Source organism: Stenotrophomonas sp. YJH_SMC_123, assembly GCF_059368215.1.
Genome location: NZ_JCAFRM010000010.1, coordinates 45,774 through 60,920, shown reverse-complemented (window position 1 = coordinate 60,920; position 15,147 = coordinate 45,774). Strand labels below are relative to the sequence as shown.

Sequence of the window (15,147 nt, the reverse complement as noted above, 5' to 3'; positions counted from 1 at the left end):
GCTCGACTGCACGCGCCCTCTGTAGAGCCGAGCCCATGCTCGGCTGATGTCTGGCAGAAAGGCAGCCGAGCATGGGCTCGGCTCTACGGAATCTGGACTCCGACCAAAGCCGCATCGAACCCGGGCCGCCTGCGCGCCTACCATGGGCGTCTGTTCCCGATCCTGCCAGGTGCGTGCCGATGACCGCCGACCCCAGCATCCACACCATCGATACCGGCTTCCAGCGCCCGGACTTCGACGCGGCTTACCTGATCGTTGAAAACGGCCGCGCCGCGTTTGTCGACTGCGGCACCGGCCTGTCGGTGCCGGCGATGCTGCAGGCGCTGGCGGATGCCGGCCTGGGCGTGGAAGCGGTGGACTGGTTGCTGCTCACGCACGTGCACCTGGACCACGCCGGCGGCGCCGGCCAGCTGATGCAGCAGCTGCCCAACGCAAAGGCGGTGCTGCACCCGCGCGGTGCGCCGCACATGATCGACCCGACCCGGCTGATCGCCGGTGCCACGGCGGTGTATGGCGCCGAAGAGATCGCGCGCAGCTATGGCCGCATCGAGGCGATTCCGGAGTCGCGCGTGGTGGTGGCCGAAGACGGCCACCGCATCGATCTGGCCGGCCGCGAGCTGGTGCTGCTGCACACGCCGGGTCACGCGCTGCACCACTATTGCGTATGGGATGCGCGCAGCCGCAGCTGGTTCACCGGCGATACCTTCGGTATCTCCTACCGCGAGCTGGACAGCGCGCAGGGCGCTTTCATCTTCCCGACCTCCTCGCCGGTGCAGTTCGACCCGGAGGCGATGAAGGCCTCGATCCAGCGCATGCTGGGCTACGGCCCGCAGGCGATGTACCTGACCCACTACGGTCGTGTGGAACAGGTGGAGAAACTGGCCGGCGACCTGTTCGAGCAGATCGATGCGATGGCCGCCATCGGCCGCCAGTGCGACGGTCGACCGGACCGCCATCGTTGCCTGTTGGCCGCGTTGCAGGCGCTGTATCTGGAACGTGCACAGCTGCATGGCTGTGCGCTGGACGATGCGGCAGTGACCACCGTGCTGGCGATGGATATCGAGCTCAATGCACAGGGCCTGGCCTGCTGGCTGGATCGCATCAGCAGGTAGATCCACGCCCTGCGTGGATGACGCGGGCCCAAGCCGCGCCGTGATGTCACGACCACGTTACACTCTGGTGACTTCCAAGCTAGCCGTGGTACTGCCGTGAATCCGATGCGCGTGTTGCTGCTGTCGTCCTGCCTGTTCGTCGGTGGCCTTGCCCATGCGGCCAACGACCTGCCGGGTGGCGGCATCGATCCGCAGGCGCTGTCGCGCCATGTGCGCGTTCTGGCGTCGGATGAATTCGAGGGCCGCGCGCCGGCCACCGAGGGTGAAGAGCGCACGGTGCAGTACCTGATCGAGCAGTTCCGCAGCTACGGCCTGCAGCCCGGCGGCGTGGATGGCAGCTGGGTGCAGCCGGTCCCGTTGGTGCGCGCGCAGCTGGACGGCCCGGCCAAGGCCAGCCTGTCGCTGAAGCAGGGCAAGCGTGCGCTGGTCAATGGCGTGGACGTGACCCTGCAGAGCCTGCAGCCGCGCAAGCGCGTGCAGATCAGGAATGCACCGCTGGTGTTCGTCGGCTATGGCATCGATGCGCCGGAACGCCAGTGGAACGACTACAAGGACGTGGACCTGCACGGCAAGATCGCCGTGGTGCTGATCAACGATGCTGATTTCGAGGCCGATGCGCCGGGCGCGTTTGACGGCAAGGCGGTGACCTACTACGGCCGCTGGACCTACAAGTTCGAGGAAGCCGCACGCCGTGGTGCCGAAGGCGTGCTGATCGTGCACGAGACCGCGCCGGCCGCCTACGGCTGGGCCACGGTGAAGAGCTCGGGCACATCGCCGCTGTTCGACATCGAGCGCGGCCAGGACGAGGCGATGGCGCAGCACACGCCGCTGCGTGGCTGGATGCAACGCGAGCTGGCCGAGGCGATTTTTGCCGACGCCGGCCTGGACTTTGATGCGGAGAAGCGCAAGGCGATGCGCGCCGACTTCCGCCCGGTGGCACTGGACAACGCCAAGCTGAGCGTGGACTTCGCGCTGAAGCGCGAGCAGGTGGTGACCCGCAACGTGGTGGCCAAGCTGCCCGGTGGCGAGCATGGCGACGAGGCGGTGATCTTCTCTGCGCACTGGGATGCCTTCGGTATCGGCCAGCCCGACGCCAAGGGCGACCGCATCCGCCGCGGTGCGATCGACAACGCCACCGGCGTGGCCACGGTGCTGGAACTGGGCCGGGTGTTCGCCGCCGGCCCGCAGCCGCAGCGCACGCTGTACTTCGTGGCGCTGACCGCCGAAGAGAAGGGCCTGCTGGGCGCCAGCTACTACGCCGCGCACCCGCTGGCGCCGCTGGACAAGACCGCCGCGGTGCTGAACATCGAGATGTTCAGCCCGGATGGCCCGACCCGCGACATCGCGTCGTGGGGCAAGGGCCGGGTCTCGCTGGAAGGCGACCTGGAACGCGTGGCCAAGGCCCGCGGCCGCAGCTACAGCCCGGACCCGAACCTGGAAGCGGGCTTCTTCTACCGCGCTGACCACTTCGCCTTCGCCCGCCTGGGCGTGCCGGCAATCACCATCGGCCCGGGCCTGGACAAGCTGGACGGTGGGGTTGAAGCCGGCCGCGCGCTGCGCGAGAAGTACTTCGCCGATTGCTACCACCAGGCCTGCGATGCCTGGACGCCGCGCTGGGACCCGAGCGGCCACGCTGCCGATACCCTGCTGGTCTACGATCTGGGCGCGGAGCTGGCCAACAGCCGCCGCTGGCCGACGTGGGAAAAGGAATCGGAGTTCCGCGGCGCGCGCGACAAGAGCGAAGCGGCCCGCCGCTGAGGTAGTGCCGGCCGCTGGCCGGCAACTCCCTGCTCTTTCCGGAGGTTCATGAGGTTGCCGGCCAGCGGCCGGCACTACCAAAGGAATGTTGAGTTGCCGGCCAGCGGCCGGCACTACCAAAGGAATGTGGAGGTGTCGGCCAGCGGCCGGCACGACCGGGTGTTCGTCAGCGCCGGCGCAGCAGCTTCCACGCGCCCCAGCCGCTGGCGGCGAGCGCTGCCAGATAGCACGCCACCATCGTGCGCAGGCCGACCAGCGATCCGCCGTTGACGCCGCGATGCAGGCGCAGTTGCAGCGAGCTGTGGCCGCTGCCCAGGTCCACTGCCAGCTGCAGCGCCAGTGCGGCGCAGAACAGCAGCAGGGCGATCCCGAAACCGATGCGTGGCCATGCGGCCTGTGCGCTGGGGCGGCGCAGCAGCCAGGCCAGTGCCGTGGCTGCGGCCAGCGTCACCGCGATCCACATCAGTGGAGGAGCGGGAGACGCAGCGGCCACCGGCATTGCACCGGTGGCCGCGATCAGGGCAACGCGCTTACTTGCGGGTGCCGTCGAGCCAGTTCGGGCCCTTGTTGGTGAGGAAGAACACATAGACCACCAACGATACCGCGATCGTGGCAGTCACGTAGAGGGCGAACCAATCGACGTGGCCGGTCTTCAGCGCGCCTTGGTACAGCAGCGGGGCGGTGCCACCGAACAGCGAGTTGGCCAGCGCATAGCCCAGGCCCACGCCCAGTGCACGCACGTGGGTGGGGAACAGCTCGGCCTTCACCACCGCGTTGATGGAGGTGTAGCCGGTGAGGATGACGAAGGCCAGCGCCAGGGTCAGGAAGGCCAGGGTGGCGTCATGCTGGTGCGGCAGCTGGGTGATCAGGTACCAGCTGTACAGCACGCCGCCGACGCCGAAGAACACCAGCAGGGTCTTGCGGCCGATGATGTCCGACAGCCAGCCACCGACCGGCTGCAGCACCATCAGGAAGGCCAGCACGCCCAGGTTGATCAGGGTGCCGGTCATCGGATCGTTGCCGGCGAAGGCGCTCTGGATCATCTTCGGGCCGTTCACCGAGTAGGTGTAGAAGGCCACGGTGCCGCCGGCGGTGATCAGGAAGCACAGCAGCAGCGGTCGCCACTGGTGCACGAACAGCTCGTACATCGAACCGGACTTCTGCGCCTTGCCCTCGCGCGCGGCCTCGATGGACGACTCCGACAGCGACTCGTCCATGCCACGGCGCAGCCAGAACACCACCACCGCGGCGATGCCGCCGATGCCGAAGGCGATGCGCCAGCCCCACTCGGAGATTTCCGGCTTGCCCCAGAAGGTCAGCATCAGCAGCAGGGTCAGCTGGGCCAGCACGTGGCCGCCAACCAGGGTGACGTAGTGGAAGGACGACAGGAAGCCGCGGCGGCCGGGAATGGCGGCTTCGGACATGTAGGTGGCGCTGGCGCCGTACTCGCCACCGGTGGCGAAGCCCTGCAGCAGCCGTGCGAACAGCAGGATGACCGCGGCCCAGATGCCGATGCTGGCGGCGGTGGGGGTGATGGCGATCAGGAACGAGCACAGCGCCATCAGCGTGACCGAGACGGTCAGCGCCAGGCGGCGGCCATGGCGGTCGGCGAAGCGGCCGAAGAACCAGGCGCCGATCGGGCGCATCAGGAAGGTCGCGGCGAAGATCGCCCACACGTACATCGTGGAGTTCTTGTCGTCGGGCGAGAAGAACTGCGATTCGAAGTACACGGCGAACACCGAGTACACGTAGACGTCGTACCACTCCACCAGGTTGCCGGCGGAGCCTTTGAGGGTGTTGGAGATCGACCGCCGCAGGGCGGCGCGGTCGTTCGCGGGGACAGCAGGTTGGGGCGTGGTGCTCATCTGGGTGGGAATCCTCGATGCGGCGCGTCCGTGCGCAGGGAAAACGGCGCACGGCCTTGGGGCGGCGCGGCCGGGCAGCCCTCTTGGTACTGCATCGACCGTCAACACGGGGTAGCAGACCAGAGCAGGGTGCATGGATGGATGACAGCGTGCCACCGTATGGGGTCCCGGACCATACTCAAAACGTCCTAGAATCCGCCTTCCCCCGGCTCCCTGGTGTGTCATGTCGGTTCCCCCCTCTTCGTCTGCGGCTGCCCCCCGGGGTGGCCTTGTCGCGCTGGCACTGCTGCTGGTCTACGTGGTCTGGGGCTCGACCTACCTGGGCATCGCCAAGGCCCTGCACGGCGGCGCACTGCCGCTGACGATGGTCTCCGGCAGCCGCTTCATCATTGCCGGCGGCCTGATGTTCCTGGCGCTGCGCCTGTTCTGGAAGCTGCCGAACCCGACCCTGCGGCAATGGCGCAACCTGGTCATCATGGGCGTGACCATGCTGGTGCTGGGCAACGGCATGGTGGTGCTGGCCGAGCGCGAGGTGTCCTCGGGCCTGGCCGCCACCGCGGTGGCCTCGGTGCCGCTGTGGATGGCGCTGTTCTCGGCGCTGCGCGGGCAGCATGCCAGCCGCGGTGAGTGGCTGGGCATCGCCATCGGCTTCCTCGGTGTGGTCTGGCTCAATGCCGGCAGCAGCCTGACCGCCTCGCCGACCGGGCTGGTGCTGCTGCTGATCGCGCCGATCGGCTGGGCCTTCGGTTCGGTGTGGGCACGCGGGCTGGACCTGCCGGGCCCGTTCATGACCGCGGCCGGGCAGATGATCTGCGGTGGCGTGCTGCTGGTGCTGATCGGCCTGGCGGTCGGCGAGCGCCCGAGCACGCTGCCCGATACCGGTGGCCTGCTGGCGATGGCGTACCTGTGCGTGTTCGGCTCCATCGTCGCGTTCACTGCCTACGTGTGGCTGCTGCAGAACGTGCGTCCGGCGCTGGCCGGCAGCTATGCGTACGTCAACCCGGTGATCGCGGTGCTGCTCGGCGCGCTGCTCAACGGTGAACGCTTCGGCTGGCGCGACCTGCTGGCGATGGCGGTGATTCTCCTGGGTGTGGTGGTACTGACGATGGCAAGGACGCGAAAGAGATGAGCATGGACGAGAAAGAACAACGCCGGGGCCTGCTGGTCACCGCGTCCACCTTCGTGATCTGGGGTCTGGTGCCGGTGTACTGGCACCTGCTCAACGAGGTGCCTTCGTTCCAGATCATCGCCCACCGCATCATCTGGAGCACCGTGCTGGTGCTGGGCTGGCTGCTGATCAGCTCGCGCCTGGGCTGGTGGCAGAAGATAGCCGCGCAGCCGCGCGCGCTGCCGATCCTGCTGGTGTCGAGCCTGACTATCGCCTTCAACTGGGGCCTGTACATCTGGGCGGTCAACGCCGGTCATGTCATCGAGACCAGCCTGGGCTACTTCATCAACCCGCTGGTGAACGTGCTGCTGGGCGTGCTGGTGCTGAAGGAACACCTGCGCCGCCTGCAATGGGTGGCGGTGGCGATGGCGGCGGTGGGCGTGGCCTGGCTGACCATCGACGCCGGCACACCGCCGTGGATCGCGCTCGGCCTGGCTTGTTCGTTCGGCCTGTATGGGCTGTTGCGCAAGCTGGTCTCGGTCGACCCGGTGGCCGGCCTGGGCGTGGAAAGCATGTACCTGTTCCTGCCGGCGCTGGCCTTCGCGATCTGGGCGGAAAACGGCCATGGCGGTGCGTTCTTCCATGGCTGGGGCTGGCGCAACGACCTGCTGCTGATCTTCGGTGGCGCAGTCACCGCCGTACCGCTTATCGGCTTTGCCTACGGCGTGAAGCGCATTCCGCTGTCGCTGGTCGGCATCCTGCAGTACATCGCACCGAGCCTGCAGCTGCTGCTGGGCGTGTTCTTCTTCCACGAAGTGTTCGATACCGCCAAGGCGATCGGTTTTGCCGCGATCTGGGCCGGCCTGATCCTGTTCGTCGGCGACAACATCCGCACGATGCGCGCCAAGCGCTAGCGCCGGCGGGGCTGCGGGGTCGGATCCCTCCGCAACGCGGAGGGCTCTGACCCTGTTCTATCCGTCGCGTGGGGTCGGATCCCTTCGCAGGGCGAAGGGATCCGACCCGCTTCCACCCAAAAAAGAACGGCGCCCCGAGGGGCGCCGTTCTGCTTCCGTCCACGGCCAGGAGAGAGGGATGGCCGTGGCGGGAAGGCGGTTGCAGGCTTAGAAGCGCTGCTGGTACTTCATGTACATGAAGCGGCCGATGTCGAAGCCACCGTAGTAGGTGAAGCTGCTGTTCGGCTGGCTGTACATGATCGGACCCTGGTGGTTGAACACGTTGTTCACGCCCAGCGACACGGTGCCATCCCACGGCAGGCTGTAACGCACCTGCAGGTCGTGGAAGGTGTTGGAGCCCACCTTGTTGGTCGGCGACGCGCTGGTGTACGACGAGTTGAAGCCCGGCAGGTTGCACTCATCCATGTACGAGCACTTCTCCTTCATGCTGGAGTAGTAGCGCGCGGTCCAGCCGATGCCGAGGTCGCCATACTGCCAATCCAGGTTGAAGGTGGAGCGCACGCGGAAGTCGCCGGCCCAACCGGTACGCTGTTCCACCGGGGTGGTCGCGGCGCTGTCGTTGCGCTGCTCCAGGTAGTCGGTGTACGTGGTGTTCCAGTTGACGGCGAACTTGCCGAACGCGGTTTCCGGCAGGCGGTAGCGCACGTTGATGTCATAGCCGGCGGTTTCGCGGTAGCCCGCGTTGACCAGCGAGCGGTCCAGCGAGTTGACCTGGCCGTTGCTGCCACGGGTGAAGCGGCCGCAGGCGGCATCCGAACCCTGCACGTAGCACTGTTCCAGGATGTTGGTGGCCGACTCACCGACGATGGCGTTGTCGATGCGGATCTTCCACCAGTCCAGGCTGACGTCCAGGCCCTGCACGAAGTCCGGGCTGTAGACCAGGCCGACGGTCCAGGTCTTGGCGGTTTCCGGCTTCAGGCCCGGGTTGGAGCCCGAGCTGAAATCGGTGGTGGCCTGCTGGCCGGGCTTGGTGGCCACGCTGCCATCGCTGTTGAGCTGGCGGAAGTTGGCCGGCACCTTCAGCGCCTGGCAGCGGGCAGCGACGGTCGGGCTGGTGGCGGCGGTACCGAAGGAGGTATCGCACGGATCGGTGAACGAGTCGCGGCTGCTGACGGTGCCGCCGTACAGGTCATCCACGGTCGGCGCACGGAAGCCGGTGCCGTAGGTGGCGCGCACCAGCAGGCTGTCGATCGGCTTCCACTTCAGGCCGAACTTGCTGTTGGTGGTCGAACCGAAGTTGTTGTAGTCCGAGTAGCGGCCGGCCATGTCCAGCGACAGTTCGCGGGCGAACGGCAGGTCGGCCAGCAGCGGCACCTGCAGCTCCAGGTAGACCTCGTTGAGCGAGTAGTTGCCGCGGGTCGGCTGGCCGCTGGTGCCGGCGATCTCGCCCTTCTGCACCATCGTGTCCGGAGTGTAGCTGGCTTCTTCGCTGCGGTGCTCGAAGCCCATCGCGGCCAGGATGTCGCCGGCCGGCAGGGTGAACAGCGAGCCGGAGATGTTGCCGCTGGCGACCTTGGTGGTGCTCTGCATCTTGTCGACGAAGCGGGTGAACAGGTAGTCCTGCACGTCCTGGTTGCTCAGCGAGCCGGGTCCGGTGTAACCCATCGGGGCGGCCGGGTTCCACGGCACGCAGCCGGCGATCACCGCGCCCGGCGCACCGCAGCGGGCCACGTTGCCGTCCATGAAGGACGGGCCGACGGCCAGGTTGACGTGCGGCTGGTACATGCTGCCGGTACCGATGCGCTCGCCTTCGTTGCGGCTGTACATGTAGTTGACGTTCCAGTCCCAGTACCGCGAACCGGTTTCGAAGCTGCCTTCCAGACCAATGCTGGCGCGCTTGGTTTCCAGGTTGTTCTCGGTGCCGCGCGGCAGTTCCTCGGTACGGTGCGCGAACAGCGCATCCTGGCCCCACAGGTTGAACGCGCTGTCCTTGGACAGGGCGGCACGGCTGCCATTGCGGGCCTGCGCGGCGCTGACCGAGTACGGGTAACCGGCCAGGTGCTTGGTCGACTCGCGCTTGCTGTACAACGCGTCGGCGACGATGCGCAGGTTGTCGGTGATCGAGAAGCCACCGTTGGCGAACACCGAGGTGCGTTCCAGGCCGGTCAGCAGGCTCATGTTCGACTTGGTGTTTGCACCATCAGCCGGGTCCGGCGCATGGAAGTTGCCGGCCTTGCCCGGGTCGCCGCCCGGGCCCACCGTCAGGTTCTTGCCACCGACGGTGACGTAGCCCCACGGGGTGTTGCCATTGAGGCCATCGTTGGGGTGGCGCGGGCCGTTGGTGTAACGGCTGAACTCGCGGTCCTTGCCCAGCACCTCATCTTCCTTGGTGCGCTCGGCGCCCACGCTGAACCAGCCGCGCTCGAAGGTCTTGCCGAAGGTCGCGCTGTAGGCGCGCTTCTGGCCGTCACCCTGGCCGTACTGGCCGACATAGACGCTGGCTTCGCCACCATCGAAATTCTTGCGGGTGATGATGTTGACCACGCCGGCGATGGCATCGGAGCCGTACAGCGCGGAGGCGCCGTCGGTCAGCACTTCCACGCGCTCGACGATGGACGACGGGATCGAGGCCAGGTCGGAGTAACCGCCGGCGCTGACGCCCATGCGGCGGCCGTCGATCAGCACCAGGCTGCGTTCCGGGCCCAGGTTGCGCAGGCTGACGTACATGCCGCCGAAGTCGCGCGAGGAGGTCAGCGACGAGGCGCGGCTCATGCTCGGCGCACCGGCGGCAGGAATGTCCTGCAGGATGTCAGCGACATTGACGTAGCCCTTCTTCTCGATCTCGGCGCGGTTGAGCGCGACCACCGGCTGTGCGGTTTCGACACTGGCCTGGCGGATGCGCGAGCCGGTGATTTCGATGCGGTCGAGGTTGGTCGGGGTATCGCTGGTGCTCTGTGCGAAGGCGGGGGTGGTGCAGCTGGCGGCCAGCGCGATGACGATCGCGTTGCGCAGCGGATTGGTTTTCAGGGACATCCGTGAAATCTCGTGTTTCGGTAAAAACAAGCGCCCGTTCTATGGGCGCGTGGGGTGCTGCAAACCAACGTGGGGGGCGCGATTCTAGAATGTTTCCATTCGTAACTGTTTGTCTCGGCGCTGCTGGAAGTGCGCGAAAATGAATCGCAACCAACAATCCACAGATGCGCTGTGCGCAGCGTCACGCGCGCTGCGTTTGCGATGGGCAGAGGCATCGATAGCGGCACGAAGCTGGCACGCTTGAGTGGTTGCGACAACGCGTCGCAGTACGCGCTTGTATGCAGGCGCGCAGCCGTTGTGATGCACCTGCCCGCATGAAATGCTCTTCGCCTTGTCATCGAAGGCAGGAGACGAAGGAATGATCCAGCTTGAAGAAGCACGCCGTCGCGTGGAGGCTGCACTTGCCAGCGACGATGAGCCGGTTGCCATCACGCATGAGCACGAAGTGGTCGAAGGCTGGCTGTTCTGCTTCCAGTCGCTGCGCTACCTGCAATCCGGCGAAATCTCGGATGCATTGGCCGGCAATGGGCCGATCTTCGTCGACCGGCACACAGGCGAGCAGCACGCGCTGGGCACGGCGTATCCGCCCGAGGAGGTCCTTCGCCAGCATCTGGCCGCGCGCGGCCCCGCCGTCTGATGCTGCGGCGGCGGATTTCTGAGTTCGGCAACGTGAAAGGGACGGAGCCTTCGCTCCGTCCCCTTGCGTGATGCGCAGTCCACCGCTGCGCGATGCTCAGGTTTCGCGCAGCGCCGTGGTGATCGGCAAACGTGCCGCGCGCAGTGCCGGGAACAGGCCGCCGACCAGGCCGATGCCCAGTGCCCATTTCAGGCCGGTCCACAGCAGTTCCGGCGACACATGGAACTTGAACACCACTGCGCTGAAGTTGCTGCCGATGGTGGACACGCTGTAGCCATTGAACAGCAGCCACGCCACCGCACAGCCGAGCAGGCCACCGAGCAGCGCCAGCAGCATCGTCTCCAGCATCACTGCCGTCACCACCGGCAGGCCGCGGAAGCCGATCGCACGCATGGTGGCGATTTCGCGGGCGCGCGTGGCGACGGCCGCATACATGGTGTTGAGCGCGCCAAACACCGCACCGACCGCCATGATCGTGCCGATCACCTTGCCAAGGATGTCGATCAACTTGGTCAGCCCGCCGCCCTGCTTGCTGTAGTACACGCGGGTGGTTTCCACGTCCAGTTTCAGGCGCGGGTCGGCGGCGACGGCGGCCTTGAACTGATCGAAGCCTGCCTTGCCCTCGGTGCGCACGCTGATCGACTGCCAGGCGCTGCGCTGGTAGGTGGTGGCCAGCGTATCGGCGTCGGTCCACAGTTCCGAATCATGCGCATCGCCGGTGGCGAACACACCCACTACGGTCCAGGTCTGGTTGCCCAGGGTCAGTGTCCTGCCCACCTCCATGTCGCGGAACTGGCCCTTGGCGCCCTGGCCGACCACGATCTCGCGCAGGCCGGTGGCGAACTTGCGCCCCTCGACGATCCTGACCTTGTCATGCACCGCCCATGCCTGCGGGCCCACGCCGCGGAACTGCGCGTTGACGTCGGTGCCATCGGACTTCGACACCAGGTTGACCACCTGCGACAGCTCCGGCGACAGCAGCGGCCGGCCCTGCGCATCGCGGCTGATGCCGGGCAGGGTGGACAGCATCGGTACCTGCTCGCGGGTGATCACCGAGTTGGTCTCGGCCTGCGAGCCACCGCGCAGCACGATGGCAGTGGTGTCATCGCCGGTGTTGTTGAGCGTGGCCTGGAAGCCTTCGCCCATCGCCAGCATTGCCACCAGCACGCCGACCACGCCGGCGATGCCGACCACGATCACCGAGGACGCGCCCCAGCGCTGCGGCAGGCTGGCCACGCCGATATGGGTGGCGGCCAGCGCCAGTCGCCCCCCGCGGGTCAGCAGCAGCCACAGGGCCACCAGCACGGTCACGGCCAGCACGCCGGTCCACGGCAGGCTGATCCACAGCACCAGGCCGACCGCCAGCAGCAGCACCGTCACGCCGTTGCCCAGCCACTTCTTGAGTTTGCTCTTGAACATGTCTGTGTTCTCCTCAGCGACCGGCCAGTGCGTCGACGATCTTCAGGCGCTTGGCACGCAGCGCCGGCAACAGGCCGACGATGATGCCGATCACCACGATCAGGCCCAGCCCCATCAGCCAGGTTGGCGTCGGCACGTGCGGCGGCAGCATGCCCATGCTCTTCGGGCCGATGGCCGGCAGGATCAGCGCGGCCAGGCCCATGCCGATCAGGCCGCCCAGGCCGATCAGCAGCACCGATTCCACCATCACCAGGGTCAGCACGGTGCTGTCCTTGAAGCCCAGCGTTTTCAGCGTGGCCAGCTCCGGCACGCGCTCGCGCACGGCCTGCGCCATGGTGTTGCCGGTCAACAGCAGCAGGGTGAAGAACACCGCGCCCATGATCGAGGTGACGATCATGCCGATATCCGCGAACTGCTTGACGAAGGCCTGCTGGAACGCCGATTCGGTCTGGGTCTTGGTCTCGTGGTCGGAGTTGGCCGAGATCGCGTCGATCGCCTGCGCCACCCGCGAAGAGTGGTCCGGGTTGTCCAGCGTTACCGTGTACCAGCTCACCTGGTTCTTGATGTAGTCGTTGGATTCATCGAAGTACTTCCAGTTCATCATCAACTGGCGTTCTTCGTTGGCGGCCAGCGCACGGTCCTTGGAACGGTAGATGCCCTTGAGCACCAGCGGCCAGTCGTTGCTGCCGCCACGCGGGAAGATCGTGGCCTGCAGCGGGATGGTGTCGCCGATCTTCCAGCCGAACTGCTTGGCCAGGGTTTCGCCGACGATGGCGCCGGTACGGGTCTGCTTCCAGTCTTCCAGCTGTGCCGGGTCGATCTGCAGCTCGCGGTAGACATCGAAGTAGTTGGGGGACACCGAGAAGTTCGGGAAGAAGTTCTTCGGGTCCTGGTAGATGCCGCCGAACCACATGCCATAGGCCACGTCGCGCACGCCGGCCACCTGCCGCACCTGGGCCTCCAGGCGGATCGGCAGCGACTGGGTGATCGACAGCCGCGATGCGACCACCAGGCGGTTGGCGCCTTCCACGCTGCCGCCGGAGGTGAATGCCACGCGCACCGAATCGAGCATGCCGAACAGCAGGAACGCGGCCACCACGGAGAGCAGGGTCAGCAACGTGCGGGTACGGCTGCGGAACAGCTGCGCCCACACCAACGAGAAGTATTTCATCGCCGTGGCCTCCGTCAGTGGGCCAGCGGCGCGTCGGCCAGCTCGCCCTTGTCCAGGTGCACCGTGTGCGTGGCGTACTCGGCGGCCTTCGGGTCATGGGTGACCATGATGATGGTCTTGCCATGCTCCCGGTTGAGCTGCTGCAGCAGGCCGAGGATCTCCTCGGCGGACTGGCGGTCGAGGTCGCCGGTCGGTTCGTCGCAGATCAGGAAGGTCGGGTCGGAGACGATCGCCCGGGCGATTGCCACGCGCTGCTGCTGGCCGCCGGACAGTTCATTCGGGCGGTGGCTGCGGCGGTCGGCCAGGCCGACCAGGGTCAGCGCGATCTCGGCGTTGCGGCGGCGCTGCGCCGCATTGAGGTGGGTCAGCAGCAGCGGCAGTTCCACGTTCTTCTGCGCGGTCAGCATCGGCATCAGGTTGTAGAACTGGAACACGAAGCCGACGTGGTGGCTGCGCCAGGTCGACAGCTGGCCGCCGCTCATCTGGTCGATGCGCTCGCCCTCGATGCTGATCTCGCCGCCGCTGGGGTTGTCCAGGCCGCCGATCAGGTTGAGCAGGGTGGTCTTGCCCGAGCCGGACGGGCCCATCAGCGCGACGAAGTCGCCGCTGGCGATGTCCAGGTCGATGCCGTGCAGCACCTGCACTTTCTCGGGGCCACGCTGGTAGGTCTTGGTGATGTTGCGCAGTGAAACCAGGGTCGACATGGGTGGTTCTCCACGGAAGGCGGGAAACGGGGAAGCGCCACGGCAGGGGCCGCAGGCGTGCGTCGAGCGGTGCTGCCGGCGGCGCCCGTGGGCGCCAGGCCGCTACTGCGCTTGTTTCTGTTGCACCTTGGCGCCATCGCGCAGGCTGTCCGGCGGGTTCAGCACCACCGATTCACCTGCGCTCACGCCCTTGAGGATCTGGCGGTCCTTGCCCATCGCCTGGCCGGCCTCGACCGTGCGCTGCTGCACGCGGCTTTCGTCACCCAGCACGAAGGCAACCGAGGCGCCCTCGCGCTGGACCACGGCGCCCGCCGGCACGCGCACGCCCTGCGGTTTGGCGGCCGCCTGCGGCTGCGCCTGTTCCAGGAAGCTGACGCGCACGCCCATCTCCGGCACGATGCGCGGGTCCTTCACCTTCAGCGCCACGCGCACCTTCACCGTGGCCTTGCCGCGGTCGGCGGTGGGGATGATGGCGATCACCTCGCCCGGAATCTTCCACTCCGGATAGGCGTTGAGCGTGGCTTCGACCGGCATCTTCGGCTGCACGCGGCCGATGAAGGCCTCGCCGACCTCGACTTCGATCTCCAGCGAGTCCATGTCGACGATGGTGCCGATGCCGGTACGGGTGAACCCACCGCCCGCCGACAGCGGCGAGACGATTTCGCCGGGCTGCGCGGCCTTGGCAGTGACCACGCCGGAGAACGGCGCGCGCACGATGTTGTTGTCCACGCCCAGATCGGCGATGGCCAGCTGGTCGTTGGCCACCCTGACGTTGCGCTGTGCGGTGTCCAGCTGTGCACGCAGGCTGTCACGCTGGGCCACCGCCTGGTCGTACTGCGAGCGCGACACCAGCTGCTGGCCGACCAGTGCCTGCAGGCGGCTGGCTTCAGCGGCCGCCTGCTTCTGCTGCGCTTCCAGGCCGGCCACCTGGCTGCGTGCGGCCTGCAGCTGCGAGGCATACAGGCTGCGCTGCGCGTCGGCATCGATCGGGTCCAGGGTGGCCATGATCTGGCCCTGTTCCACGCGCATGCCTTCCTCGATCATCACCTCGCGCACCTTGCCGGTGATCTTGGCCGATACCGTGGCCATGCGCCGGGCGACCACGTAGCCACTGGCATCGAGCACCGAACTGCTGGCGCTGCCCTGCTGGATGGCCACGGCGGGGGCGGTTTCCACGTCCACTGCCGGCGTACGCCCGAACAGGGCGAAGCCGACAGCGGCCAGCAACAACACGACCACGATGATCGCGATCCACAGCCAGCGGCGGCCACCGCCACTGCCGCCGGAGGCGGGCGGCGGCGATTTGCGGTCGATACGGAGTTCCTTCAACAGCTCGGCAGAAGCGTTCATTCGTTCCATCACAGGCGTTTGGGCGGGTGTGGCCGGAAGGGCGGACGGCGGCGGTTCCGGCGGTGGAGCGTGCGGC

General features: G+C 67.0%; 12 protein-coding genes. 5 read left to right on the top strand and 7 right to left on the bottom strand.

The genetic code is table 11. The features are described from left to right. Positions 1 to 179: 179 nt before the first annotated feature. A complete protein-coding gene (locus AC5P5W_RS19205; protein ID WP_197575150.1) occupies positions 180 to 1,112 on the top strand; it encodes an MBL fold metallo-hydrolase in 933 nt (310 codons plus the stop codon). Positions 1,113 to 1,217: 105 nt separating this feature from the next. Beyond that, a complete protein-coding gene (locus tag AC5P5W_RS19200) occupies positions 1,218 to 2,870 on the top strand; it encodes a M28 family peptidase (RefSeq protein ID WP_197575156.1) in 1,653 nt (550 codons plus the stop codon). 166 nt (positions 2,871 to 3,036) lie between these two features. Here AC5P5W_RS19200 and AC5P5W_RS19195 read toward each other — a convergent pair whose 3' ends face one another. Both AC5P5W_RS19195 and AC5P5W_RS19190 read right to left on the bottom strand, forming a co-directional pair. Next, positions 3,037 to 3,333, bottom strand: a complete 297-nt coding sequence (locus AC5P5W_RS19195) for a hypothetical protein (RefSeq protein WP_014645635.1) — start codon at positions 3,331 to 3,333, stop codon at positions 3,037 to 3,039. Positions 3,334 to 3,400: 67 nt separating this feature from the next. Beyond that, the gene (locus tag AC5P5W_RS19190; protein ID WP_014645636.1) at positions 3,401 to 4,735 is read right to left on the bottom strand and encodes an MFS transporter; all 1,335 of its coding nucleotides are present in this window, start codon (positions 4,733 to 4,735) and stop codon (positions 3,401 to 3,403) included. Between the two features lie 223 nt (positions 4,736 to 4,958). Between AC5P5W_RS19190 and yedA the strand changes: the two genes are divergently transcribed. Continuing rightward, the gene (gene yedA / locus AC5P5W_RS19185) at positions 4,959 to 5,864 is read left to right on the top strand and encodes a drug/metabolite exporter YedA (RefSeq protein WP_049441840.1); all 906 of its coding nucleotides are present in this window, start codon (positions 4,959 to 4,961) and stop codon (positions 5,862 to 5,864) included. Next, positions 5,861 to 6,757 carry an EamA family transporter RarD gene (gene rarD / locus AC5P5W_RS19180; RefSeq protein WP_197575149.1) on the top strand — a complete coding sequence of 299 codons (897 nt, stop codon included), beginning with the start codon at positions 5,861 to 5,863 and terminating at the stop codon, positions 6,755 to 6,757. The genes yedA and rarD overlap by 4 nt, the downstream gene beginning before the upstream one ends. A gap of 207 nt (positions 6,758 to 6,964) precedes the next feature. Here rarD and AC5P5W_RS19175 read toward each other — a convergent pair whose 3' ends face one another. Further along, entirely contained in the window at positions 6,965 to 9,790 is a 2,826-nt protein-coding gene (locus AC5P5W_RS19175) for a TonB-dependent receptor (protein ID WP_495221383.1), read from the bottom strand. Positions 9,791 to 10,148: 358 nt separating this feature from the next. Between AC5P5W_RS19175 and AC5P5W_RS19170 the strand changes: the two genes are divergently transcribed. After that, a complete protein-coding gene (locus tag AC5P5W_RS19170; protein ID WP_019661820.1) occupies positions 10,149 to 10,427 on the top strand; it encodes a YrhB domain-containing protein in 279 nt (92 codons plus the stop codon). 96 nt (positions 10,428 to 10,523) lie between these two features. On the opposite strand, the gene AC5P5W_RS19165 is transcribed toward AC5P5W_RS19170, so the two are convergent. From AC5P5W_RS19165 to AC5P5W_RS19150, 4 genes are all read right to left on the bottom strand, one after another. Continuing rightward, the gene (locus AC5P5W_RS19165; RefSeq protein ID WP_197575379.1) at positions 10,524 to 11,846 is read right to left on the bottom strand and encodes an ABC transporter permease; all 1,323 of its coding nucleotides are present in this window, start codon (positions 11,844 to 11,846) and stop codon (positions 10,524 to 10,526) included. Between the two features lie 13 nt (positions 11,847 to 11,859). Beyond that, a complete protein-coding gene (locus tag AC5P5W_RS19160; protein ID WP_014035671.1) occupies positions 11,860 to 13,017 on the bottom strand; it encodes an ABC transporter permease in 1,158 nt (385 codons plus the stop codon). 14 nt (positions 13,018 to 13,031) lie between these two features. After that, a complete protein-coding gene (locus AC5P5W_RS19155; protein ID WP_004137569.1) occupies positions 13,032 to 13,721 on the bottom strand; it encodes an ABC transporter ATP-binding protein in 690 nt (229 codons plus the stop codon). Positions 13,722 to 13,823: 102 nt separating this feature from the next. Then, entirely contained in the window at positions 13,824 to 15,071 is a 1,248-nt protein-coding gene (locus AC5P5W_RS19150) for an efflux RND transporter periplasmic adaptor subunit (protein WP_197575381.1), read from the bottom strand. Positions 15,072 to 15,147 lie beyond the last annotated feature (76 nt).